The sequence below is a fragment of the Paracoccaceae bacterium genome, assembly GCA_033344815.1.
GTDB lineage: Bacteria > Pseudomonadota > Alphaproteobacteria > Rhodobacterales > Rhodobacteraceae > Roseobacter.
In genome coordinates this window covers 985,457-1,009,920 of record JAWPMR010000001.1, presented here as the reverse complement: position 1 = coordinate 1,009,920, position 24,464 = coordinate 985,457, and the positions used below count along the sequence as shown (strand labels likewise).

Here is a 24,464-nt window from a genome sequence, read left to right as displayed (position 1 = left end):
ACCAGCCAAAAATGACGGCTCAATTTGCCTCAAATCCGAGCCACAGCCGGGGACGCCTTGTGCCGGAAGAGGAAAGTACGTTTCGATCCTGTTTTCAAAGGGATCGGGATAGAATAATTCACGCCAGCGCTTTCCGCCGGCTCAAGCACAAGACCCAGGTCTTCATCGAACATGAAGGCGACTATTATCGCACGCGCCTGACCCACTCGATTGAGGTCGCGCAGGTCGCGCGCACCATCGCCGGGGCCTTGCAGCTTAATCCTGAACTCACGGAAGCCGTGGCTTTGGCACATGATTTGGGTCACACGCCATTTGGTCATACCGGTGAAGATGCTCTGTCTTCCCTGATGCAACCCTACGGCGGGTTTGACCATAATGCGCAGGCAATTCGGATCGTGACAAATCTGGAGCGTCACTATGCTGATTTTGACGGGTTGAACCTGACCTGGGACACGCTTGAAGGACTGGCCAAGCACAACGGACCCGTTACTGGCAAGATCCCCTGGGCTCTGGAGGAATACAACGATCGATACGATCTTGAGCTGGAGACATATGCCAGTGCCGAAGCGCAGGTCGCCGCAATAGCCGATGATGTTGCCTACAATCACCATGATTTGCATGACGGTTTGCGCGCAGAGCTGTTTTCCACGGACGAACTGGCTGCCTTGCCAATCCTGAATGCCTGTTTTGAAGAGGTGGACGGGATCTATCCGGGGCTCAATTATTATCGCCGTCGCCACGAGGCCCTGCGCCGGTTTTTTGGCGTATTGGTGGAGGACGTCATCCACTTTGCAGAGACTCGACTGATGGAACTGCAACCGCAGTCGGTGGATGATATTCGCTCCGCAGGGCGCACAATGATCCGGTTCTCTGATGATGTTTTTGCCGATCTCAAAGTAATCAGGTCCTTTCTGTTTGACCGTATGTATCGCGCGCCGAGTGTGGTCGAAATGCGCGGACAGGTGACCCAGGTCGTCAATGAACTTTTCCCTTATTTCATGGCTCACCCGGATCAACTGCCCAAGCAATGGCGCAAGGACGTCGAAGCGGCCAAGGGCGAGACTGCTTTGGCCCGGATCGTATCAGATTACATTTCTGGCATGACGGATCGGTTTGCCCTGCAGGAACATGAACGCCTGATACCTTGAGCCACAAGGGATACATCCTCGGGTGCCCCGGCGGGTTATCGTGATGGTGTCATCTAGGGCGATTTGTCCAATGGACGGTAGGTCCAGCCAGGATGCTTCCATCTTGCGCGGTTGACCCGACCTTTGGGCGTGATAAACCGCGCTGAGCTTCTATAGGGACCCAACGATGAACCTCTTCGCTGATATCCGCGCCTTTGTATTGGACTGTTTGCAGGAGATGGTTGCAGCTGGCCAGTTGCCTGAGGGCCTTGCGTTTGACAATGTGACCGTCGAGCCGCCACGCGATCCTGCCCATGGCGATATGGCGACCAATGCGGCGATGGTTCTGGCCAAATCGGCAGGTCTCAAGCCGCGCGAAATTGCGGAAGCTTTGGCGACGCGGTTGCGCGCGGACGCGCGTATCACCACTGCCGAGTTGGCCGGTCCCGGTTTTTTGAACCTGCGGCTTGCGGCCTCTGTCTGGCAGGGCGTTGTCGCGTCTGCGCTGTCTGAAGGGACAGATTTTGGTCGTGCCGCTTTGGGGCAGGGCAAAAAGGTCAATGTTGAATATGTGTCGGCCAACCCAACCGGACCCTTGCATGTGGGCCATACGCGCGGTGCCGTTTTCGGCGATGCGCTGGCGTCCCTGCTGGATTTTGCCGGATATGATGTGACGCGGGAATATTACATCAACGATGGCGGTGCGCAGGTCGATGTGCTCGCACGCTCTGTCTATCTGCGCTACCTGGAAGCGCACGGACAAGAGGTCGCCTTTCCCGATGGCACCTACCCGGGCGACTATCTGATCGCAGTGGGGGAGTCGCTGAAGGAAAAGGTTGGCGATGCCTATCTGGACAAGGGCGAACAGTTCTGGCTCGAGGACGTGCGCAATTTTGCCACCGACGCGATGATGGATCTGATCCGGGCGGATCTCAAAGCGCTCGGCGTTGAGATGGATGTGTTTTACTCCGAAAAATCGCTTTATGGCACGGGCCGGATCGAGGCGGCCATTGAGGATCTGCGCGGCAAAGGCCTCATTTATGAGGGCGTGTTGGAACCTCCGAAGGGTAAGAAGCCCGAGGATTGGGAGCCACGCGAACAAACCCTTTTTGCCTCCACTGAACACGGTGACGATGTAGACCGGCCGGTGCAGAAATCGGATGGCAACTGGACCTATTTTGCGCCCGATATCGCCTATCACTACGATAAGGTGAACCGAGGCTATGACGCGTTGATTGACATCTTTGGTGCGGATCATGGCGGTTACGTCAAACGGATGAAAGCTGCGGTGTCTGCATTATCCGGCGGCGCGGTTACGCTGGATATAAAACTTACGCAATTGGTCAAACTGTTCAAGAACGGTGAGCCGTTCAAGATGTCCAAGCGGGCAGGGACCTTTGTGACCCTGCGCGACGTGGTTGATCAGGTTGGTCCGGACGTGACCCGGTTCGTGATGCTGACGCGTAAAAATGATGCGATGCTTGATTTTGATTTTGACAAGGTCATGGAGCAAAGCCGCGAAAATCCAGTATTTTACGTACAATATGCCCATGCGCGGGTGGCCTCGGTGATGCGCAGGGCGCGCGAGGCGGGTATGGCTGTGGATGCGGCTGCCTTGCAGGACGCGGATCTGAGCCTTTTGGATCATGCTGCCGAATTGGGGCTTGCGGCCAAGCTTGCCGAGTGGCCCCGCTTGGTTGAAACGGCTGCACGCAGCAATGAACCGCACAGGGTGGCGTTTTATCTTTACGAGCTGGCAGGCACGTTTCACGCGCTCTGGAACAAGGGGAATGATGTGACCTCATTGCGCTTTGTGCAGGATGACCCAAAAGTCACAACGGCGAAAATCGCGCTGGCGCGGGCTACGAGCGTTGTAATTGCAGCCGGTCTTGGTATTCTTGGTGTTACACCGGCTGAGGAAATGCGATAGCAAATCGCTGCCTTCGCCAGAGCAGACGGATCTAAGACAGACCATCGGGGCATGTATCCCGACGGCAGCGAGGCGAAAATGGCGGATATTCAATTCTCCCATGGAATGGGGGCCTACGGGCGCGAGTCCGAGGACGCGCAAGACGAGGCGTTGCCATCTGGCGCTCTGACGATGATAACGAATGTCGCTGGCGCCGTCGTATCGCTTGCACTGATCGCTGGTATAGGTGTTTGGGGCTATGAGCTGATGGCACGCGATGTGAGCGGTATTCCAATTGTTCAGGCTGCGGAGGGCGAGATGCGGGTACGTCCCGAGGTTCCGGGCGGCCAACTGGCGCGTCATCAGGGGCTTGCGGTGAACGCGGTCGCAGCAGAAGGTCAGGCCTCAGGCCCGGTTGATCAGGTCACTCTCGCGCCAAAAGACACTGATCTGTCACATGAAGACCAGCCCATTTCTGCCGCGAAGGTGGCGCCTGTTACGCAACCAAAACCGCTCGCGCCTGCATCTGATGTGATTACGCGCGCGACGCCGGGCGTGGTAGAAAATCTGCAGGACGGCGCGATTGACGCTGTTGTGGCCGAACTTACTGCTGGCACCAAACCTTTGGCTGAGGCGCAGGCGGACTCGAATGCTACGACCGATATCGCCGCCACGGACACAGTGCCCACCACCGAAAAGGCAACGCCTGCCTTGGCACAGCGTATCGTGCTGCGCCCGAAATTGCGGCCTGACAACATCGCAACCTTGCAAAAAGCGTCACTTACCGTGGAAACACCGGCCTCTGAAGTGGATGCATCGGCCATTCCTGCTGGTACCCGGCTGGCGCAACTCGGCGCTTTTGACAGCGCCGATGTGGCACGTGCAGAATGGGCCCGTCTGGAAACACGTTTTGGCGATTACCTGCAAGATAAATCCCGTGTGGTGCAACAAGCGCAATCGGGTGGACGTACATTCTATCGCCTGCGGGCTATGGGGTTTGTGGATATCGCCGATGCGCGTCGGTTCTGTTCCGCCTTCAAAGCAGAAGGGGTCGATTGCATCCCTGTTGCCGTGAAGTGACCCATTTTGGTGCAACAATCCTTGATGCGGACGGGCTGCGCCTGACACCAGATGAAAAGGCTTTTTTTCGCGACGCCAATCCATTTGGCTTCATTTTATTTGCCCGCAATATCGACACTCCCGATCAGGTGCGCGCGCTATGTGCCGAGATGCGCGACTGTGTCGGGCGCGAGGCCCTGATCACGATCGATCAGGAAGGCGGACGTGTTCAGCGATTGCGTGCCCCGCATTGGACGGAATGGCTGCCGCCGCTGGATTTTGTGGCCGCCAGCGGGGAGGCTGCTGCACATGCGATGTATCTGCGCTACCGCCTGATCGCGCAAGAGCTGAAAGAGATCGGCATCGACAGCAACTGCGCACCGATGGTCGATCTTGCCGGGAGCGAGACACATGAGTTTCTGCGCAATCGGTGCTATGGGACGGAGCCAAATGCAGTAGGCGTTTTGGGGCGCGCTGTGGCTAACGGGTTGTTGGATGGCGGCGTTTTACCAGTTGTGAAACACATTCCCGGCCATGGACGCGCAACGTTGGACAGCCATTTTGACCTGCCCCGTATTGAGGCGGATCATGCAACGCTGAGCACTCAGGATTTTGCGCCCTTCGCCGCGCTGAAAGACCTGCCGATGGGAATGACCGCGCATTTGGTTTATGATACGCTGGATGATCGCCCCGCCACACTGTCGCCCAAAGTGATGGCGGTGATCCGGGATGAGATCGGTTTTGACAACCTGATCATGACTGATGATATCAGCATGAAGGCGCTGCGGGGTTCACTGAGCGAAATCACCCATGACGCTTTGACTGCGGGTTGTGATGTGATCCTCTATTGCAACGGACCGCTGGAAGACCGACGTCGCGTTGCAGACGCCGCTGGAGAGATGACCAATGCAGCCCAGTTGCGCGCGGAACGTGCCTTGGCCATGCGTAAAACCCCCGTAGATATTGACATTGCGGCCGCACGCGCGCAGCTTGAGACGCTGTTGAACGGAGCGTAAAAATCGTTGTCGGGCATGACTGAAGACTCCTTTGAGGAAGACAAAATATCCGTTACGGATCGGCTTGCTGCCGAGGCGCTGATTGTCGATGTCGATGGTTTTGAAGGCCCCCTTGATTTGCTGCTGACGCTGAGCCGTACCCAGAAAGTTGACTTGCGCAAGATCTCTGTACTGGCGCTGGCAAAGCAATATCTGGCATTTGTTGAACGCGCCAAAGCTTTGCGGTTGGAACTGGCGGCAGACTATCTGGTGATGGCCGCCTGGCTGGCTTTTCTGAAATCCCGCTTGTTGCTGCCACCTGACCCGACAGAGGATGGCCCGACTGGCGAAGAACTGGCCGCGCATCTTGCGTTTCAACTGGAACGTCTGCAGGCCATGCGCGACGCAGCAGCGCGTCTGATGGGGCGGGATCGCCTGGGGCGTGACTTCTTTGCGCGCGGTCAGACCCACGAGGTCACGCGCACCCGCAAAGTGCAATACACCGCGACCTTGCTGGACCTGATGCAGGGATATGCTCGCATCCGAACCCGCGATGATTTTCGCCCGTTTGTCATGGATCGGGATGCTGTTTTCACCATGGAACAAGCGCTGGACCGGATGCGCGGGTTGATTGGATTTAGCGGTGACTGGACGGATATTTCAAGCTATTTGCCCGAGGGTTGGGAGCTTGATCCAGTGCGGCGACGCTCCGCAACAGCGTCGACTTTTGCGGCATCGCTGGAACTGGTCAAAGAGGGTCATCTGGAGATCCGACAATCAGAGACATTTGCGCCGCTTCAACTGCGCAAGAAGGATAAACCGCAGTGACCGATGATGCGCCCGCCAGTCAGATCGAGGAAAGCCTGTTTGAAGCGCCCCCCATGGGTGAACAGGAACGTATGATTGAGGCCATTTTATTCGCGACTGCCGAACCGATAACCCTGCGTGAACTAGCGACACGCATGCCGCACGGATCAGATCCGGCCGAAGCGATGGTGCATCTGCGCAAACGCTATGAGGGGCGGGGGGTAAACCTGTGCCGGATCGGGGATGCCTGGGCCCTGCGCACCGCCCCTGATCTGGGTTTTCTGATGCAGCGCGAAACGGTTGAGACGCGCAAACTGTCGCGCGCGGCCATCGAAACACTGGCCATCATTGCCTATCACCAACCGGTTACGCGGGCCGAAATCGAAGAAATTCGCGGCGTTTCTGTCAGTCGGGGCACCGTGGATCAATTGCTGGAAATGGAATGGATCCGGTTCGGGCGTCGCAAGATGACCCCGGGTCGCCCGGTGACGTTTGTTGTGACCGAAGGTTTCCTCGATCACTTTGGCCTTGAGAACGCGCGCGATTTACCTGGCCTGAAAGAGTTGCGCGCCGCCGGTTTGCTGGAGAACCGGCCACCGCCGGGCCTTGGGATGCCCGGGTCTGAAGAGGACAAGGAAGATGAAAGCACCGAAGGGCAAAGCGAGCTGTTTGAAGACGAATAAGCGGTTTTGTTCCCGGCGCGTGATCATCACGTTCTGGTGGTCTTGGTTGTTCTGTTCCCGGGCAGGGATCTGGTAATCCCAAAAGTTGCGAGCAGTACAATACCCACTATGTGTCAGACTGAAAGGATCACGCTGTTTCGATCCATGTATCTCAGATGGATTGAAAATGTTTGCTGAGCTTCAGGCCCTGACCCTGATAGTTTGATGCGATCCCTGCGCCATAAAGCTGTGTGGGCGTTTCGGTCATGCGTTCATAGACGAGGCGCCCGACCACCTGACCGTGTTCCAACACGAAGGGGGCCTCATGACAACGCACTTCGAGAACCCCACGTGATCCGGCGCCTCCAGCCGCATCATGACCAAATCCGGGGTCGAAAAAGCCCGCATAATGGACCCTAAATTCACCGACCATCGCCAGAAAAGGCGCCATTTCAGCGGCATATTCCGGCGGGATCGTGACGGCTTCACGGCTGACCAGAATGTAAAACGCACCGGGGTCCAGTATGATCTGGCCATTGGCGCTATGCACTTCTTCCCAATACTCGGCAGGCGGATAATGGTTGATAAGGTCCAGATCAATAACGCCGGTATGCGGTTTGGCGCGGTACCCCACAAGTGTCGTGTCGGGCAAACGCAGATCGACCGAGAAGCCCAAACCATCATCAATCACGGCGGTCCCATCCACGAGAGGTGTTTTTTGGTGCAAGGCATGGAGTTCGTCATCATCCAGAATTGCCTGACCATGGCCAAACCGGATCTGGTTCAACCGCATGCCCGGACGGACCAGAACCGAGAAAGAGCGCGGGCAAATCTCGGCATAAAGCGGGCCCCCATAACCCGGCGCGATGCGGTCGAACTCCGTGCCGCCATCAGTGATCGTGCGGGTCAGCAGGTCCAGTCGACCCGTGGAGCTTTTGGCATTGGCCACGGCCTGAACACCGTCCGGCAGCGCCAGCGATTCCATCAAAGGCACGACATAAACGCAGCCTTTTTCCAGAACCGCGCCCTCGGAAAGGTCCACACGGTGCATTTCGAATTCCGTCAGACGATCAGAGACCCGCTCGCCATGCCCCGCCAGGAAAGACGCGCGCACGCGATATGCAAGTGTTCCCAAACGCAGATCGAGACTGGCCGGTTGGATCTGGGCATCACTGATACGGCGCGTTGAAGCGATCTGGCCGTTGGCGATCATGCCTTTGATATATTGGTTGGGCAGCACGCCGCTCATGTTGTCTCTCCTGAATGTGCAAAGGCCCGCGCATGGGTTGCACGGGCACTTGGCATATGTCGGATGTTGGTCGGGCTAGCAGGACTCGAACCTGCGACCTTCCGTCCCCCAGACGGACGCGCTACCAGGCTGCGCCATAGCCCGACACACCGCGCTTCATACCCGATCTGGGAGCCGAGGCAAGCGCGAATTGTCATCCCTCAGTCTTTGCGGGCATCTTCGCCCGCGCTGACCATGCTCTCCCGCAAACGCATAAGTTCTGCAAGCAGGGGTTTGACCGCTTCGCGCTGTCCAGCGTCCAGGGTTTTCGATTTAGAGACGGCCGAGAGTGCCGACGGCTTTGCCTCAATATCAGCCTCCGCAGGGGGCATTAGAACCTCGACCACAGGGATCTTCGGCTTCGTCGTTTCTGCCTCAGGGGGTGATGGTGCCGCTGCGACGCTTTCTGGTTCAGGCGGTGTGGCCGGTTCAGTCGTATCTGCATCTGTCGCAGCGGGAGCTTCCGGCACACCTGTATCTTGCGGTACAGGCTCCGCGCCTACCGGGTCTTCGGAAGGGACAGTGTCGCGGGGGCGACGCACAAAGCTTGGCACCACCTCTGCATCCGACGCCTCATCGGGTTCAACTTCTTCTGGCGCGGCATCCGTGTCGGGTTCAGCCTCTACGATATCATCCGGCAAATCCGCCAGAGGCTGTGCGGCGGTTTCCGGCGTATCCAGAGCTTCTGTCTCTTCAGTTTCCGGCGCCGCGAGGTCTGAGGCTTCGGTCTCTGCCATCGGGATATCGTCTGGTCCCGCGCTGGTCGGTGCGTGGTCCTCAGCTTCGGTTTCACTCGTTTGCAACGGGGCTGAAGGGGCCACGGTTTCGGACTGTTCTTCGGCCAATGGAGCGGCCCTTTCTCCAGGATCCTCAACAATCGGGGCTTTTGATTCCTCTTCTGCTATTGAAAGTTCGGGCGCTGCATCGGCGGGCACTGCGGCGAGGTCCTCGGCTTCCGATCCCGCGCTGGCGAGCGGTTCAGCTTCTTCAGAAGGCGCCGGATCGGGTTCAGCCTGGGGCGCAGGGGCCAAGTCGAGTTCTGGCGCAATGTCGGGCTCTGGCTCAGGCGCGGCTTCTGTGGCCGGCTCCGGATTTGCCATCGCAGCCAAAGGTTCCGCTTCAGGCGCTTCTGCTTCGCTTGCCGGCGGCTGTATGTCCGGTTCCTCAACGGTTGGCTGTTCAATTTCCAATGGAGCCGGTTCATCCATTTCTACAGGGGCGGGTTCGTCTGTTTCCAAGGAAGCGGGCCCGTCTTCATCGACGGCTGCCGGTTCCGCTACCTCTGCCGACGTGGATAGATCTGCCGCTTCAGGAGCAGAATCGCCTTCGGAGATGTCGTCTGTTTGTGAAAAGGGTTCGGTTGGAAGGGGTGACGCGTCTGCCTCGGTTTTTTGCGCCGCGTTCCCCTCAATCACCGCCATTGTCAGATCATCAAGCGCTTGTGACTGATCGCCGACATGGCTGACGCCCTGCTCACGCAGGATCTTCTGCACGCCCTTGATGGTCAAACCATCTTCATGCAGCAGTTTTTTGATGCCTCCCAACAGCAACATATCCGCCGGTCTATAATAGCGACGGCCACCAGCACGTTTGACCGGTTTCACCTGGGTGAATTTACTCTCCCAGAACCGCAGGACATGTGCCTGGACGCCCAGCCAGTCAGCGACCTCCGAGATCGTGCGAAAAGCATCGGGAGACTTGGGCATCAGTTCAGGACTTGTTCCCGTCTGCCACGCGATCTTTCATCAGATGCGAGGGGCGGAACGTCAACACACGGCGCGGGTTGATGGGTACCTCTTCGCCCGTTTTGGGGTTGCGTCCAATGCGCGCTGACTTGTCGCGTACAGAGAAAGTGCCAAAAGAGGAGATCTTCACCTGCTCGCCGCTTACCAGTGCGTCCGATAGATGTTCCAACACAGATTCAACAAGTTGCGCACTTTCATTGCGGGACAATCCAACTTCACGGAAGACGGCCTCGCTCAGATCCATTCGTGTCAACGTCTTTTCGGCCATGGTATCCCCCTCTTGATTTCCGACGACAATAGGGGACAGGGATTTTCAGAGTCAATATCAATGGCTTGGCGGATGGTGTTTAGGCGTGATTATTACGCTACCAACGCAACACCACCGCGCCCCAGGCCAAACCGCCGCCGATTGCTTCGGTTACGATGAGGTCTCCGTCCTGAATTTGCCCGCGCGCATGGCCCACCGACAGGGCCAGGGGAATCGATGCGGCAGAGGTGTTGCCATGGTCCTGAACGGTCACCACGACCTTTTCCATCGGCAGTCCCAGCTTTTTTGCGGTGCCTTGGATGATCCGGATGTTGGCCTGGTGCGGGACGATCCAGTCCACGTCCTCTGCGCTTACTCCCGCGCGCTCAATCGCCTTGGTCGCGGTCGCGGCAAGTTTTTCGACGGCATGACGGAAAACCTGATTTCCCTGCATCCGTAAGTGGCCTGTTGTCCCGGTGGACACACCGCCATCGACATATAGCAAGTCCTTGTGGCGACCATCCGAGTTCAGATCCGTAGAGAGTATTCCGCGATCCTCTGGTGTGCCTGCACCCTCTTCGGCTTCAATGACAATAGCCCCGGCGCCATCACCAAACAGCACGCAAGTCCCGCGATCAGTCCAATCCATGATGCGGCTGAAGGTCTCGGCACCAATCACAATCACGCGCTGTGCCTGACCTGCAAGGATCAACGCATTGGCCGTGCTCAAAGCATAAACGAACCCTGCGCATACAGCTTGCACATCAAAGGCGAACCCACTGTTCATGCCAAGGTCCGCCTGAACCATCGTTGCGACCGAAGGGAAGGTCAGGTCTGGGGTCGAAGTTGCCACGACAATCGCATCGACGTCACCCGGCTCCAGATCTGCATTTTTCAAAGCCGCGCGCGCAGCGGCACTGGCCATTGAAGAGGTGGTTTCATTCTCAGCCGCGAAATGGCGTCTCTCGATGCCGGAGCGGGCCCTGATCCATTCGTCATTGGTGTCGAGCGTGGCCTCAAACTCGGAGTTGGGTACAACGCGCTCTGGCAGATAGTGACCGACACCTTTTACCACGGCTCGAAGGGTCATGTATCGTGCTCCTCTGCGGGCAGGGCAGCAACTCGGGCGGCCAGTTTATCTGTAAACTTGATATCTGCCAATTGCGCGGCAAGTTTGATGGCCGCTGAGATACCGGTTGCATCAGCGGCACCATGAGACTTCACGACTGTCCCATTGAGGCCCAAAAAGACACCCCCATTGACGCGGCGCGGGTCAATTTTCTTTTTCAGGCGGTTGAGGGATGTATAGGCAAGGACGGAGGCCAGACGTGACAGGGGCGAGTATTTAAACGCTTCGCGCAATCGATCCCCGATCAGGCTTGCCGTGCCTTCGCCGGTCTTGATTGCGACATTGCCGGTAAACCCATCGGTCACGATCACATCACAAACGTCGCCCGAAATATCGCCTCCCTCCACGAAACCCACAAATTCGAAACCAGCCGCGTCGCGCTGGTCACGAATCAGCTCGTAAGCTTCCTTGAGTTCCGTGCGGCCCTTGTGTTCTTCAGTACCAACATTCAACAACCCAACCCGCGGACGGGGCAAATCCAGACCATTGCGCGCATAGGACATGCCCATCAGCGCATATCGCAGCAAGTCTTCAGCATCTGCTTTTACATCCGCCCCGACATCCAGCATCACGTTGAATCCCTGCGGGTTCGAAGAAGGGTATAGCACTGCAATGGCCGGTCTGTTGACACCGGGCAATTTGCGCAAGCGGATCATCGACAAGGCCATCAACGCACCGGTGTTGCCGCATGAAATTGCCACTGTAGCGGAACCTTCACGGACCGCCTCGATGGCGGACCACATCGAGGTATCCTTGCCATTGCGCACGATGTGGCTGGGTTTGTCATCCATAGTGACCACGCCGGCGGCGTCGCGGATCTCAGTGCGCCCCTGCAGAGCATGACGTCGATCCACCAACGCGATCAATTCCGTCTTTGGCCCGTGCAGAATGAACTTGATGTCAGGGTTTTTGCGCGCAGACGCGTCACAGCCCGCAACGATGGCTGCGGGGCCTTCATCTCCGCCCATAGCATCCACTGACAAAGTGATGCGTCTGGCCTGCGCGTCTGCCGGATCGGTCTGTGCCGTCATCTGCGACTGCTCCCCAAACCTTTGCCCCTTATTGTTTAAGGGACAGGTTTAGGCTGCGTCGTCTTCCAGATCAATCTCTTCTGTGAGCGCAACGACTTCTTTGTCGTCATAATGGCCACAGGCCGCGCAAACGTGATGAGGGCGCTTCAACTCGCCACAATTTGTGCACTCGTTGGGGTTTGCCGCAACCAGAGAATCATGCGCACGACGATTGTTGCGGCGCGATTTGGAGACTTTGTTCTGTTGAACAGCCATTGTCTTGGGCCTTTTGTCATTCGGGGCCAATCGCACAAACAGGCGCGCGGCCGAGTTTAAAATTCGTTCCCAGTGATCGGGTGTGACGTGCGTTTAGGCCCAAGCCCGCGTCTTGTCCAACCCTAATTGGATGAGCGGCGCAAAATACTCATAAAAAGCCGCAGCGCAAGGCATTTCTTGGAGGCCGTCAAGGGTCGCAGCTACGAGGTGTCATCCTCTGGATCTGACAGCTGTTTTCTGAAAGCGGCGAGCCCGGCAAAGGGACGTGCATCTTCATCACGCATCGGCGTCACGCCCGGTGCGGCATAAACCTTCTCGCCCAATTCAGCCTCCGCACTGCGCGGATAAAGCGGCAAAGCCAGAATCAGCGCCTCTGTCATCACCTGCTCCGGGTCAATCCACTGGCCCAAGGGTTCAGTACTGTCGTCTTCGGGCATTTCGACCTCGGGCGCGTCCTCCTCAAAAGGTGCACTGAGGTAAGTCCGCCGCACCGGGACATCTATGCGCGTCGTGACAGGTTCGAGCGTTACGCCGCAGGGCTGCACCACGGTTGCGCCCAATTTGGCCGACAGCAGCCAGTCGCTGGTTCCTTGCGCCGTCACTTCTCCGCCAAAAGAAAGTTTACGCAAGCCCAGCAAGTCGAGATCCTGCGCGAGGGCCTCGAGCACGTCACTCTCAGGGCGCAGCGCAAAAACCGTCGCGCGGTTCTGCTTTAGGTCTGATACCCGCAGGGCGTGTGGACTCGGGGCGGTTTGCTTGGACATATGATGCTTTCGTTTCTTGTACCATGGGCGCTGAATGGTGTAAGCGGGATAAAAGGCGACAAGGACAAGGGCAAGAGGTCACATCATATGGGTCTGGCGAAGGCAGTTAAACAGAGCGCGCCCAAATGTGCGCGTTGGGGCGTTGCGGCGCTTCTTTGTCTGACGCTTGTTGCTTGTAGCGGGCGTTATCGCGATCATGGATATGTACCACCTCCTGAGGATCTGGAACAGGTTGTAGTGGGCATTGATACCCGTGCAAGCGTCGAAGAAACACTGGGGTCGGCCTCTTCACAATCTGTCGTGGATGAAGGAAGCATTTACTTCGTCCGCAGCCGCGTGCGCACTTTTGCAATGCTCGCACCGGAAGTTGTCGAGCGCCAAGTCGTTGCCATCAGCTTTGACGGCGGCGGCATCGTCTCCAACGTGGAAACGTTTGGCCTTGAAAGGGGCCAAGTCGTACCTTTGGCCCGCCGTGTCACTGATTCCGGTGTGCAGGATAAATCGTTCCTGCGACAACTCATTGGAAATATCGGCAACTTTGGGCCTGATACGTCCGCTCTGAATAATTGATTCGTTACAGTCTGTTCAGACTCACGTGATACGCCCACCGGCAGTGAAATGAGTGAGGATGGAGGTCCACGTCGGCGTTACGTAGTGCGCCGCGCTGCAAATAAGGCAGAGATTCGAAGTGCGCAGGCGCTGCGAGCACGTTGTTTTGCATTGAACCGGAGCGTGGATGAAGACGCTTTTGATGCCCGCTGTACTCATATCACCATTCATGATCGTCGCAGCGGGGTGATGGTTTGCACGTTTCGCCTATTTGATCTTTGCCCTGCGGATATTGCTGCCAGCCATGCAGCTCAATATTACGATCTGTCCGCTTTGCAACACTTTGACGGGCGGATTTCGGAGATGGGTCGGTTTTGCATTGATCCGCGGTTCAAAGATCCGGATATTTTGCGCATCGCCTGGGCGGAATTGACCACGCATGTGGATGCAAACCACATAAAACTCTTGTTTGGATGCGCCTCTTTTGCTGGCATGGATGGGACAGCTTACCTTGATGCTTTTGCTTTACTCAAGGATCGGCACCTCGCACCCGCAAACCGGGCGCCCGAGGTGAAAGCGCCGGATGTTTTTCATTATGCCGAAAGGGTGCGTCGCAAACCCAATCAAGAAAAAGCCATGGCGGAAATGCCGCCACTGCTGCGCAGTTACCTCAAGATGGGTGCCTGGGTCAGTGATCACGCGGTCGTGGATCGTCATATGGAAACACTGCATGTGTTCACCGGACTGGAGATTGACGTTATCCCGGCGACACGCAGACGACTTCTGCGCGCATTGGCGTAGAGATTTTGCTGCGTGTCAGCATATAAATGCGATCTGACAGACAAGATGCGTTGACGCTCGCCGTGATGCAGCTTAGCTGCCCAGCATGGCGCGCATTCCTTTGTTACAGCTCAATGAGATTTCTCTGACATTCGGGGGCGACCCGATCTTCGATGACCTCAGCCTTGTGGTGCAGCCCGGGGATCGTTTGGCTTTGGTAGGCCGCAACGGCTCGGGCAAATCAACCTTGATGAAGGTCATGGCAGGGCTGGTCGAAGCAGACGCGGGCGGTGTTGTGCCGGGCCCCGGTGTTTCCGTGGGGTACATGGAGCAGGATCCTGATTTGACCGGGTTTGAAACGTTGGGCGAATTTGCTGCCCATGGGTTGGAGCCTTCCGAGATGTATCTTGTTGAGCGGGCAGGAGAGGGATTGAAGTTTGATCCCGCACGCCCAGTGAAAACCGCCAGCGGCGGCGAGCGACGACGTGCGGCCTTGGCGCGCCTGATGGCGGGCAGCCCTGATCTAATGCTGCTCGACGAACCGACCAACCATCTCGACATTGAGGCCATTGCCTGGCTGGAAAACGAGCTGAAACAAAGCCGTAAGGGTTACATCATCATCAGCCACGACAGGGCGTTCCTGCGTGCACTGACCCGCGCAACACTTTGGGTGGATCGCGGTGCCGTGCGACGTCAGGAAAAGGGGTTCGCTGATTTCGAAGCCTGGCGCGATCAGACCTGGGAAGAAGAAGACACCCAGCGCCACAAGCTCAACCGCAAGATCAAATCCGAAGCACGCTGGGCGGTGGAGGGCATTTCAGCGCGTCGCAAGCGCAATCAGGGCCGGGTGCGCGCCTTGCAGGAATTGCGCGCCGAACGCGGGGCTCAAATCAAACGGCAAGGCACGGCAGCCATGGCCTTGGATGCAGGGCCGAAATCCGGTCGTAAAGTCGTCGAAGTCAGCGGCATCACCAAGGCCTTCGGTGAAAAATCAATCCTCAAGCCGTTTTCGCTGACGGTGCAACGCGGGGATCGGATCGCTTTTGTCGGTCCCAACGGGGTGGGTAAAACCACACTGCTCAACATGTTGATCGGGCGCGAAGACCCGGACAGCGGCACCGTCAAATTGGGCACCAATTTGGAAATTGCTCTGTTTGATCAAGCCCGCGCGCGACTTGATCCCGAAATGAGCCTGTGGGACAGCCTCACCGGGGATCCCGACATGCGTGTGTCAGGCAAGGCCGATCAGGTCATGGTGCGCGGCATGCCAAAACATGTCGTGGGCTACCTCAAGGAGTTTCTGTTTGACGAGGCGCAGGCCCGCGCGCCGGTGCGTTCCCTGTCCGGTGGAGAAAAGGCGCGCTTGCTATTGGCCAAGATCATGGCGCGGCCCAGCAACCTTCTGGTGCTCGATGAACCGACCAACGATCTTGATGTGGAAACGCTTGATCTGATGCAGGAATTGTTGGGTACATATGACGGTACCGTCCTGCTGGTCAGTCACGACCGTGATTTTCTGGACCGTGTGGCGGCCACTACCATCGCGATGGAGGGCGATGGCAAGGCGACGGTCTATGCGGGCGGGTGGACGGATTACATTCGCCAGCGTGGCCAGGACGATTTTGCAGGCAGTGTGGTCACGGCCAAAACCTCGGCACCCTCCGAAAAACCGAAATCCAGCCCAAAGGCCGGGTTGAGTTTCACCGAAAAGCACCGATTGGAGGCTCTGCCCGCCGAGATTGCGCGATTAGAAGCAGAGATTGCCAAGCTCGAGGAGCTTTTGAGCGACCCAGCGCTTTTCACCGATCATCCAGTGAAGTTCCAAAAAGCGACAGATGCGCTGGTCGAAAGACATGAGAAGTTACAGAGCGCCGAGGAAGAATGGTTGCTGCTGGAGGAAAAAGCCAGCGCCTAAGCCAGACGGATGGCATCGCCCACGCGCAAAACACCGCCGGTGATGATTCTACAATTGAGCCCCGGAGCGATGTTCCAGCAGGTCACAGATCGTTTTCTTTGTGATCATGTCGATATAGCGACAGGGAGTGTTCAAACGACCGCCCTCCAACACGACATCGCCAACCAAAAAGCGTTTACCGACAAGGTGGTTCAGCGGCACGTCCCGTGTGGTGAGGTTGCGGCGATGTTCCTGTGGGCTCAGCGTGATGTCATGATCGCGCAACAACGCTTCCAGAGTTTCCTGTTCAATCAGAGTGACTTCGCGCACATCAGGTTGTGACGAATAGGTGCCTCGATCGATACCCTTGGCGTAACGATCGCCTTCAATTCCCACACCGGCGTGCAGATGCGCGCTGTCCTGCGCGATCATCGGCGCGCGGGCTTCGGGCGTGGTGTGTATGTCGAGCAATTTGCCTTGCCACATCAGAGCAGTTCCTTTTTCGCGGATGTTAACGCATGCGCAGGGCACCGTCGATGCGGATCACTTCGCCGTTCAGATATCCCGATTCGACAATGAAAGCGGCAAGACGACCATATTCAGCCGGATCGCCCAAACGTGGCGGGCAGGGCACATCAGCGGCCAGTTGCGCTTGAACATCTTCTCCCAAACCGGCGAGCATCGGGGTCATGAAAATGCCGGGTGCAATCGTCATCACGCGGATGCCTGTTTTGGCCAAATCCCGCGCCATGGGCAGGCATAATCCGACGACACCCCCCTTGGAGGCAGCATAGGCCGCTTGGCCCTTTTGACCATCAAATGCGGCGATGGAGGCTGTGTTGATGATGACCCCGCGCGCGCCGTCCGCTTCTGGTTCATTGGTTTGCATCGCGTCCGCCGCGAGGCGTGCGACATTGAATGAGCCGACAAGATTGATGTCGATGGTGCGCTGAAATGTGGCCAGCGGGTGCGGCCCGTCGCGCCCAATCGTTTTCATCGCGTCAGCTATGCCTGCGCAGTTCACGGCGGCCGTGATCCGGCCCATTTTTTCCAAGGCGAAGGCCACAGCAGATTGAACCGAGTGCTCATCGGTGACATCGGTTTCAAAATAATTGCCGCCGATTTCTTTGGCGATTTGAGCGGCGCGTTTGGCATCACGGTCAAGCAGCGTCACTTTCGCACCTTGCGCCGCAAAGTGGCGTGCTGTTGCTTCGCCCAATCCAGAGGCCCCACCCGTAATGAGTGCTGCAGTGGTTTCAAGGTGCATTGACGTCTCCACGATATGAACGATTGTTCATTTAATCATGCGGATTCACACCTGTCTAGGCACAGCCCATGAGCCGTTGATCCAAACGCGCGACAGGCCGCAACAACGTGCTGAAGGGAGGCCACCAAACCCAGGTCCCGCCAAGCGTCTGCGGCTGCGCCCCGGTGCCGAGTTTGAACCGGGCCAATCCCTGGCCTTCCTCGGTGTCAATCACGCCCAGTTCCAACTGCTCAACACCCTTTTTCTTGCACCAGCATATGGCGTTCCACAGCAAGGCCGTATGCGCTGATGCCACCCGCCCGGAGGCGCGCGCATGCCCGATGTGATAGCTGGCAGATGCCCCATGACGCAGGATCAAAATCGCGGCGACAGGCTCACGACCCCAAAAGGCAGTGAAGAGTTTGGATTGGCCTCGGTTTTCACGCCCAAAGGCAAGGGTCAGGGCAATGGGCCAACTGCGATAGCGTCGCCGCGTTTGCTGCAATGCATCGGCCTGCAACAACCAATGGTCCGGATCATCGGGCATGTTCTGGCGCGTCAGGCGCAGGTCTTGGCGCTGCGCGTGTTTCAGTCGGTTGCGCCATTTTTGATGAAGGCCCGACATCAGCTCATCCGTGTCCGGTCCCAAATCAAGGCACGCAACCGTATTGGGGCTGACCAAAGGTATCGCGCCGAATTTATGTAATGACATAGAGGTGTTGGGCGTCAAAATCACTGGTCCCTTGGTGCCGAGCGCTTTTGCAGTTTCCACAAGAAGTTCGGGCGACCCAGTGCGCGGGCGCGTGATCATATGGACCGGCAACGATCTGAATTTGCGGCGCAAAACCAGCGTTCCATCATCAACACGTCGTGTGAGTGTCCCAGCACTGGTCAATGCACGCTCAAAAGCATCGCTTTGTTGGAGGGGCAACGGGGCAGGCGGAAATGCAGCATCAAACATGGGGGCTATTAACCGGGCCTTTACCTAACTGCAGGTTAATCGTTACATGAAAAAAACTGTCCAAGGCGTAAGCGCCCCCGCACCTCGCATGACAAAAACTGCCGCATTTCTTATCGCAGCCGGAGTGTCTTTCCCGGTATTTGTGATCCTGACGCTTGTGGATTGGCTCTGGTTTTAACCGAGTTGCACCAAGGCGTGACGTTTTTTACCGGCACTCAGTTTGATCGGGTTTGAAAGAGCGCCAGCGTCAATCATCATACCCGCGTTGGTCAGGGGCTGGTCATCCAGTCGCGCGCCGTTTTCAGCAATCAGACGTTTGGCTTCCTTGCCGGACCCGGCAAGCCCGGATCTCACGATCAGTTGCACGATGGAAATGCCGTCACCCAGATCATTTGCGGACAAAGTCAATGTTGGCAGATCATCCCCTACACCACCCTTTTCAAAGACCTCACGGGCTGTGGATTCGGCTGCAGCTGCGGCGTCTGATCCGTGCAAAAGCGTGGTGATTTCATTTGCCAGTCGGACTTTGGCTTCATTGATCTCAGAGCCCTGCAATGTGCCCAGGCGATCACATTCATCCACTGGCAATTCGGTGTAGAGTTTCAGAAAGCGCCCCACATCCGCATCCGTGGTATTGCGCCAGAATTGCCAGAATTCATAGGGGCTCAGCATGTCGCCATTCAGCCAGATGGCACCGGCTTGCGATTTGCCCATTTTCTTTCCATCCGACGTGGTCAGAAGTGGCGACGTCAGACCATAAACCTCGCCATCAATCACACGCCTCGTGAGGTCGATCCCGTTGACGATATTGCCCCACTGATCCGACCCGCCCATTTGCAAAACGCAGCCGTACCGCCGGTGCAATTCCATGAAATCATAGGCCTGCAGGATCATGTAGTTGAATTCGAGAAAGGACAGCGATTGTTCACGATCCAAGCGCGATTTCACGCTCTCAAATGACAACATTCGGTTGATCGAGAAATGCCGCCCGATGTCGCGCAGAAAATCAAGGTAATTGAGATCATCCAGCCATTCGGCATTGTTAATCATCATCGCATCTGTCGCGCCATCACCATAGGTCAGATAGGCGCTGAACACCTTCTTGATGCCGGCGATATTGTCATCAATGGATTGCGCATCCAGCAGCGGGCGTTCATCCGCTCGGAAACTTGGATCACCTACTTTGGTTGTTCCACCGCCCATCAGTGTGATTGGTTTGTTGCCGGTTTTCTGCAACCAACGCAGCATCATGATCTGTATGAGGGAGCCCACATGCAGTGATTTCGCCGTCGCATCAAAGCCGATGTACCCAGGTTGCCCGCCTTTGAGCAGGACATCATCCAGCCCCTGATAATCCGTGCAATCGGCGAGAAACCCACGCTCCATCATCACGGCAACAAAATCTGATTTCGGGTGATAGGTCATCTTGCTTGCTCTCGGGTTGAATTGCGCCCACTCTATAGGCGGTGAGCAGGCAAAGGAAAAGGCTTTGAAAAACGCCATCGAAAAAACGCCGGTTCTCACGGCACTGGGCACTATGAGTGGCACCTCCCTGGATGGCGTGGACGCGGCGGTTGTGCGCACGGATGGCCACCGGATTGAAGGGTTTGGGCCCACTGCCTATCGCGGGTATTCTGACGAAGAGCAGAGGGTTCTGCGCGCGGCTCTCGGCCAATGGTCTGGGGAAGCAGTGGACGCTGCGACACGGGTGGTCGAACAGGCGCATCTGGCCTTACTCAAGCAGTTTGACAGCTTTGATTTGATCGGGTTTCACGGTCAAACACTGGCGCATGCACCGCGCGAAGCAGGCACGTTGCAAGTGGGCGACGGTGATTGGCTGTCGCGGTCCCTTGAGTGTCCTGTAGTATGGGATTTCCGCAGTGCAGATGTCGCATCAGGCGGAGAAGGTGCGCCACTGGCACCGTTTTTTCACTTTGCCTGCGCAAAATACATTAGTGCGACGCAACCGTTGGCATTTCTGAACCTCGGAGGGGTTGGCAATATCACCTATGTGGATCCCTCTTTTTCCCGGCCTGAAGAGCCGGGCGCGCTGCTTGCTTTTGATACTGGCCCGGCAAATGCGCCGTTGAACGACCTACTTCAAGCCCGTCTTGGTCTGTCCTATGATGAAGGCGGGAAAATTGCACGACAGGGCATAGCTGATCCATCTGTTTTGGAGCGCTTTGTTGCCAATGACTATTTTACCAGGCTGCCCCCGAAATCGCTCGACCGGAATGACTTTGCAAAAATGAATGACTATGTTGCAAAACTAAGCGACGCGGATGCAGCAGCAACTCTGACGGCGATGTGCGCGACGGGCGTGGCAGAGGGTCTCAAACATTGCCCGCACCCTCCGTCACGTATTCTGATCACAGGCGGTGGGCGACATAATCCCGTTCTGATGCAGATGCTTACGGAGTCATTGGCTTGTACAGTCGCCCCTGTTGAGGACGTCGTGTTGAATGGTGATATGCTGGAGGCGCAAGCTTTTGGATACCTTGCTGTGCGGGTTTTACGTGGCTTGCCGACGTCATGTCCAGGAACCACGGGAGCGCGGAAATGCATCGGGGGTGGCACTGTCAGTCACCCGCCTCCCAAGACAATCGCAGTTTAAACCGGACACGCGGTTATTGATTGCATGCACGTTTAAATGACTTCGATTCTATGCGCGTGGAATGTCGAAAGTCTCAGAAGCGAGCGTGAACCCAGAAAACTGGAAGCCCGGCGAGACAGTGCAGCTGACCAAGGTAAAAGCACCGGTGGTTTTTGCGGCCTGCCAATGGCCTTTCGGCACAATCAATTGAGGCGATCCGGTTGCAAGATCGGGACTCAGCATGTGGTCTGTGGCCGGTCCCTCATCCGTGGCACTAATGGACAAGATAAGGGGCGCACCCGCGTGAAAGAGCCAGATTTCAGTGGCATCAACGCGGTGCCAGTGGCTGGCTTCGCTCTCAGCCAACAGAAAATAGATGCACGTACCACTGGGGCGACCGGGATTGTCCGCCTGCCAGGTTTGACGGTAATGACCGCCCTCCGGATGGGGTAACAAACCCAGATGCGCGATGATCTCTTGTGCTGTCATAACAGCACGTTAGTCTGGTGACACATGCAGGCCAAGAGGCAAATTCATGAAGGTTATCGTTGTTGGCGCTGGGATCATCGGAACTCTGACGGCATATCGTCTGGTCCAAGCCGGGGCGCAGGTGACGATGATCGATGCGGGCCAGCCCACTGGCGCGGCGTCGGGGGCATCTTTCGGGTGGATCAACGCCAGTTTCTATGCGGATCGAGACCATTTTAACCTGCGCGTTGCTGGAATTGAGGCGCATAGGCGACTGGCGCGGGACTTAGACAGTGACGCGATCCAGTGGCCCGGTTGTTTGTGTTGGGAGCATGAGGGTGAGGCGCTTGATGATCAATACAAAGCGCTGAAAGACATGGGATATACGGTGTCCGAAGTATCAACAATAGCTTTTGCGCAGATGGAGCCTTTCGCCGTCGCGCCTTCACGCGCTCTGCATTTTTCAAGCGAGGGCGTGGTTGATCTTGTTGCGTTGGCATCTGACGCCCGGCGTGCGGCCCGGCGCTATGGTCTGCGGTCGATTTGCGGAGTTAACGTGACCGGATTGATCGAGAAACACGGTACCATCCGTGGTGTAGATACTACGGCGGGGACCATTTTGGCGGACCGGGTCGTCATTGCCGCAGGTGTGGCCACGCAATCGTTGCTGGCGGGCGTCGATGTTGCATTGCCAATGCTCAAACGACCGGGTGTGATGGTGCGTTCTGAACCGCTGCAACCGCTGTTGCGCCATGTGTTGGTTGGCCCTGGGCAAGAAGTACGACAAACTCAACAGGGGCATATCCTCGCGCCTGGAACGGCCAGTCACCAAAGTGATGATAGCGAAACGATTTCTGAGGAAATTGAGGGGCTTGCGGATCAAACAATGGCCCGGGTGCGTGACATAGTCGGGCGGGATATCGCTTGGGAAACCGCCACTTTGGCACACCGGCCCGTGCCTGAAGATGGGTTGCCGGTAATCGGCGCCTGCGGGCCTGCGGGTCTTTATGTGACGGTCATGCATTCGGGCGCGACGCTGGCCGCTTTGGTCGGAGAATTGGCTGCAGCCGAAGTCATGGACGTCCCGCTGAGCAATGTGCAATCGGCCCTTTTATCGCCCTATCGCGCGGGCAGATTCATAGCATAAGCTCGTAAAAAACCAGTTGATTTTCTGTATCTGGGGGCAACTCAGAGTAGGGGCCGCGCGATGTGAAACCAAGCTTTTCATATAGTTTTTGCGCGGCAGTGAAGTGAACAGACGTGTCCAGAAGCAATCGTTTGTAGCCGTCAGCCCGTGCCTGTGCGATCAGAGCCTTGGAGAGTTCAAACCCGGCGCCGTTGCCCCGTGTTTGGCGGCGGACAAATACACGTTTGACCTCCGCATCATTCGCGTTCAGCGGATGCGTCATGCCACAGCCAAATGGCGCGCCGCCCTGTTCCGCCACCATGATTATCCCGCGTGGACGCCTGTGTTTTTCCGGCAGTTCGTCCATTAGTGCCGCGTAGGGTTGCTCTGGATAAAAGGCTTCGACGATCTGTCGCATGTCCTCATTGAAGTTGAGCAAAAAATCGCGGTATTCCCAACAGAGCTTCTGTACGATTGGCAATTCGCGCGGCATCTCGGCCGCGCGTACAGTGAAATCGCTCATCAGCGTAGGATTGAGCGCCCGGCATATTCAGCCGTTTCGCCCAAGGCTTCTTCGATGCGGATCAACTGATTATATTTGGCCAGCCGGTCAGAGCGGGCCAGAGAACCAGTTTTGATCTGTCCGCAATTTGTGGCCACAGCGAGATCTGCGATGGTTGCATCCTCGGTTTCGCCGGAGCGGTGTGACATCACGTTGGTGAACCCGGCGCGGTGAGCCATATCGACTGCTTTAAGTGTTTCCGTCAAGCTACCAATTTGATTGACTTTTACCAGCATGGAATTCGCGGATTTACGCTCAATCCCCATCGCCAGACGCGCCGGATTCGTTACAAAGAGGTCGTCTCCCACAAGCTGGATCCGGTCGCCAAGTGCCTGGGTCAACGCGTTCCACCCGTCCCAATCATCTTCAGACATGCCGTCTTCAATTGAGATGATAGGGTAATCATCCACCAGTGCCTTGAGATAATCCACGTTTTCGGCTGAGCTCAGTGTTTTACCTTCACCGGCGAGGACATATTTGCCCTCCTTGTAATACTCAGTGGCCGCGCAATCCATCGCCAGATAGATATCACTTCCGGCCTTGTAACCAGCCTTTTCAATGGATTTCAAAATGAAATCAAGGGCATCTCGTGTCGAGTTGATGTTGGGCGCAAAGCCGCCCTCATCGCCGATCCCGGTGGACAGACCTGCCGCGGACAGTTCTTTTTTCAATGTATGGAACACTTCTGATCCCATCCGTACAGCCTCGCGGATGTTGTCCGCCGCCACCGGCATGATCATGAATTCTTGAATATCGATAGGGTTGTCGGCGTGTTCGCCCCCATTGATGATGTTCATCATCGGAACCGGCAGGACACGTGCAGATGTGCCGCCGATGTAGCGGTAAAGCGGTTGGGTGCAGTAATCTGCCGCTGCTTTGGCCGCCGCCATCGATACACCCAGGATGGCGTTAGCGCCCAACCGTGATTTGTTATCGGTTCCGTCCAGTTCGATCATGACGGAGTCAATTTCGACCTGTTCGGTTGCGTCAATGCCCACCAGAGCTTCGGCGATTTCACCGTTAACCGCCGCACAAGCTTCGAGCACGCCCTTGCCCATGTAGCGGGATTTGTCACCGTCGCGGCGTTCAACCGCCTCATACGCGCCGGTGGAGGCACCGGAAGGGACAGCTGCGCGCCCCATTGTGCCGTCCTCAAGAATCACGTCGACCTCGACCGTTGGGTTGCCCCGGCTGTCCAGAATTTCGCGGGCGTGGATGTCGATGATGGTGCTCATGTCAGGCTCCTTTGATCACAGTTAATCGCGTC

General features: G+C 56.9%; 26 protein-coding genes and 1 tRNA gene. 12 read left to right on the top strand and 15 right to left on the bottom strand.

Going from position 1 to position 24,464, the window contains the following annotated elements:
- Window positions 1-11: 11 nt before the first annotated feature.
- The 6 genes from R8G34_04680 to scpB all read left to right on the top strand — a co-directional run bounded on the left by R8G34_04680 (window position 12) and on the right by scpB (window position 6,580).
- Window positions 12-1,148 (top strand): deoxyguanosinetriphosphate triphosphohydrolase, encoded by a 1,137-nt coding sequence (locus tag R8G34_04680; GenBank protein ID MDW3222171.1) that lies wholly within the window; start codon window positions 12-14, stop codon window positions 1,146-1,148.
- Between the two features lie 166 nt (window positions 1,149-1,314).
- Window positions 1,315-3,057 (top strand): arginine--tRNA ligase, encoded by a 1,743-nt coding sequence (gene argS, locus R8G34_04675; GenBank protein MDW3222170.1) that lies wholly within the window; start codon window positions 1,315-1,317, stop codon window positions 3,055-3,057.
- A 78-nt stretch (window positions 3,058-3,135) separates the two neighbouring features.
- Window positions 3,136-4,116 (top strand): SPOR domain-containing protein, encoded by a 981-nt coding sequence (locus R8G34_04670; GenBank protein ID MDW3222169.1) that lies wholly within the window; start codon window positions 3,136-3,138, stop codon window positions 4,114-4,116.
- On the top strand, window positions 4,113-5,111 hold the full coding sequence (gene nagZ, locus R8G34_04665) for a beta-N-acetylhexosaminidase (GenBank protein MDW3222168.1): 999 nt from the start codon (window positions 4,113-4,115) through the stop codon (window positions 5,109-5,111). Before R8G34_04670 ends, nagZ begins: the two co-directional genes overlap by 4 nt.
- A gap of 15 nt (window positions 5,112-5,126) precedes the next feature.
- Window positions 5,127-5,918, top strand: coding sequence for a ScpA family protein (locus tag R8G34_04660; GenBank protein ID MDW3222167.1), 792 nt, complete (start codon window positions 5,127-5,129; stop codon window positions 5,916-5,918).
- A gap of 53 nt (window positions 5,919-5,971) precedes the next feature.
- Entirely contained in the window at window positions 5,972-6,580 is a 609-nt protein-coding gene (gene scpB / locus R8G34_04655) for an SMC-Scp complex subunit ScpB (GenBank protein ID MDW3222166.1), read from the top strand.
- Window positions 6,581-6,731: 151 nt separating this feature from the next.
- On the opposite strand, the gene R8G34_04650 is transcribed toward scpB, so the two are convergent.
- The 8 genes from R8G34_04650 to R8G34_04615 all read right to left on the bottom strand — a co-directional run bounded on the left by R8G34_04650 (window position 6,732) and on the right by R8G34_04615 (window position 13,018).
- A complete protein-coding gene (locus R8G34_04650; protein ID MDW3222165.1) occupies window positions 6,732-7,808 on the bottom strand; it encodes a 2'-deoxycytidine 5'-triphosphate deaminase in 1,077 nt (358 codons plus the stop codon).
- A gap of 67 nt (window positions 7,809-7,875) precedes the next feature.
- Window positions 7,876-7,952: transfer RNA gene (locus R8G34_04645), tRNA-Pro, on the bottom strand.
- A 56-nt stretch (window positions 7,953-8,008) separates the two neighbouring features.
- Complete coding sequence (locus R8G34_04640; protein MDW3222164.1) at window positions 8,009-9,553, bottom strand: MerR family transcriptional regulator; 1,545 nt, start codon at window positions 9,551-9,553, stop codon at window positions 8,009-8,011.
- Between the two features lie 4 nt (window positions 9,554-9,557).
- Entirely contained in the window at window positions 9,558-9,860 is a 303-nt protein-coding gene (ihfA, locus tag R8G34_04635; GenBank protein ID MDW3222163.1) for an integration host factor subunit alpha, read from the bottom strand.
- Between the two features lie 97 nt (window positions 9,861-9,957).
- Complete coding sequence (locus tag R8G34_04630) at window positions 9,958-10,929, bottom strand: beta-ketoacyl-ACP synthase III (protein MDW3222162.1); 972 nt, start codon at window positions 10,927-10,929, stop codon at window positions 9,958-9,960.
- Window positions 10,926-11,999 carry a phosphate acyltransferase PlsX gene (gene plsX / locus R8G34_04625; GenBank protein ID MDW3222161.1) on the bottom strand — a complete coding sequence of 358 codons (1,074 nt, stop codon included), beginning with the start codon at window positions 11,997-11,999 and terminating at the stop codon, window positions 10,926-10,928. The genes R8G34_04630 and plsX overlap by 4 nt, the downstream gene beginning before the upstream one ends.
- Before the next feature lie 48 nt (window positions 12,000-12,047).
- Window positions 12,048-12,254 (bottom strand): 50S ribosomal protein L32, encoded by a 207-nt coding sequence (gene rpmF / locus R8G34_04620; GenBank protein ID MDW3222160.1) that lies wholly within the window; start codon window positions 12,252-12,254, stop codon window positions 12,048-12,050.
- Between the two features lie 200 nt (window positions 12,255-12,454).
- Complete coding sequence (locus R8G34_04615; protein MDW3222159.1) at window positions 12,455-13,018, bottom strand: DUF177 domain-containing protein; 564 nt, start codon at window positions 13,016-13,018, stop codon at window positions 12,455-12,457.
- Window positions 13,019-13,105: 87 nt separating this feature from the next.
- On the opposite strand from R8G34_04615, the gene R8G34_04610 reads away from it, so the two are divergent.
- The 3 genes from R8G34_04610 (at window position 13,106) to R8G34_04600 (ending at window position 16,262) form a co-directional block, all read left to right on the top strand.
- Complete coding sequence (locus R8G34_04610; protein MDW3222158.1) at window positions 13,106-13,588, top strand: outer membrane protein assembly factor BamE; 483 nt, start codon at window positions 13,106-13,108, stop codon at window positions 13,586-13,588.
- Window positions 13,589-13,750: 162 nt separating this feature from the next.
- The gene (locus R8G34_04605) at window positions 13,751-14,368 is read left to right on the top strand and encodes a GNAT family N-acyltransferase (GenBank protein MDW3222157.1); all 618 of its coding nucleotides are present in this window, start codon (window positions 13,751-13,753) and stop codon (window positions 14,366-14,368) included.
- A gap of 85 nt (window positions 14,369-14,453) precedes the next feature.
- Complete coding sequence (locus tag R8G34_04600) at window positions 14,454-16,262, top strand: ATP-binding cassette domain-containing protein (protein MDW3222156.1); 1,809 nt, start codon at window positions 14,454-14,456, stop codon at window positions 16,260-16,262.
- A gap of 48 nt (window positions 16,263-16,310) precedes the next feature.
- Here R8G34_04600 and R8G34_04595 read toward each other — a convergent pair whose 3' ends face one another.
- The 3 genes from R8G34_04595 to R8G34_04585 are packed head-to-tail and all read right to left on the bottom strand — an operon-like array spanning window position 16,311 to window position 18,448.
- Window positions 16,311-16,727: an MOSC domain-containing protein gene (locus R8G34_04595; GenBank protein MDW3222155.1), complete on the bottom strand. Its 417-nt coding sequence runs from the start codon at window positions 16,725-16,727 to the stop codon at window positions 16,311-16,313.
- A gap of 25 nt (window positions 16,728-16,752) precedes the next feature.
- Window positions 16,753-17,508 carry an SDR family NAD(P)-dependent oxidoreductase gene (locus tag R8G34_04590; GenBank protein ID MDW3222154.1) on the bottom strand — a complete coding sequence of 252 codons (756 nt, stop codon included), beginning with the start codon at window positions 17,506-17,508 and terminating at the stop codon, window positions 16,753-16,755.
- A gap of 55 nt (window positions 17,509-17,563) precedes the next feature.
- Entirely contained in the window at window positions 17,564-18,448 is an 885-nt protein-coding gene (locus R8G34_04585) for a GNAT family N-acetyltransferase (protein MDW3222153.1), read from the bottom strand.
- A gap of 46 nt (window positions 18,449-18,494) precedes the next feature.
- Here R8G34_04585 and R8G34_04580 point away from each other — a divergent pair, with 46 nt between their 5' ends.
- Window positions 18,495-18,626 (top strand): hypothetical protein, encoded by a 132-nt coding sequence (locus tag R8G34_04580; GenBank protein MDW3222152.1) that lies wholly within the window; start codon window positions 18,495-18,497, stop codon window positions 18,624-18,626.
- Here R8G34_04580 and tyrS read toward each other — a convergent pair.
- On the bottom strand, window positions 18,623-19,873 hold the full coding sequence (tyrS, locus tag R8G34_04575) for a tyrosine--tRNA ligase (GenBank protein ID MDW3222151.1): 1,251 nt from the start codon (window positions 19,871-19,873) through the stop codon (window positions 18,623-18,625). The two genes, R8G34_04580 and tyrS, sit on opposite strands and share 4 nt — an antisense overlap.
- A gap of 64 nt (window positions 19,874-19,937) precedes the next feature.
- Between tyrS and R8G34_04570 the strand changes: the two genes are divergently transcribed.
- Entirely contained in the window at window positions 19,938-21,062 is a 1,125-nt protein-coding gene (locus R8G34_04570; protein ID MDW3222150.1) for an anhydro-N-acetylmuramic acid kinase, read from the top strand.
- Between the two features lie 48 nt (window positions 21,063-21,110).
- Here R8G34_04570 and R8G34_04565 read toward each other — a convergent pair whose 3' ends face one another.
- Complete coding sequence (locus R8G34_04565) at window positions 21,111-21,530, bottom strand: cupin domain-containing protein (GenBank protein MDW3222149.1); 420 nt, start codon at window positions 21,528-21,530, stop codon at window positions 21,111-21,113.
- 46 nt (window positions 21,531-21,576) lie between these two features.
- On the opposite strand from R8G34_04565, the gene R8G34_04560 reads away from it, so the two are divergent.
- On the top strand, window positions 21,577-22,656 hold the full coding sequence (locus R8G34_04560; GenBank protein MDW3222148.1) for an FAD-dependent oxidoreductase: 1,080 nt from the start codon (window positions 21,577-21,579) through the stop codon (window positions 22,654-22,656).
- On the opposite strand, the gene R8G34_04555 is transcribed toward R8G34_04560, so the two are convergent.
- Both R8G34_04555 and eno read right to left on the bottom strand, forming a co-directional pair.
- The gene (locus R8G34_04555) at window positions 22,646-23,158 is read right to left on the bottom strand and encodes a GNAT family N-acetyltransferase (GenBank protein MDW3222147.1); all 513 of its coding nucleotides are present in this window, start codon (window positions 23,156-23,158) and stop codon (window positions 22,646-22,648) included. The genes R8G34_04560 and R8G34_04555 overlap by 11 nt on opposite strands.
- A complete protein-coding gene (gene eno / locus R8G34_04550; protein MDW3222146.1) occupies window positions 23,158-24,432 on the bottom strand; it encodes a phosphopyruvate hydratase in 1,275 nt (424 codons plus the stop codon). The genes R8G34_04555 and eno overlap by 1 nt, the downstream gene beginning before the upstream one ends.
- Between the last annotated feature and the right edge of the window lie 32 nt (window positions 24,433-24,464).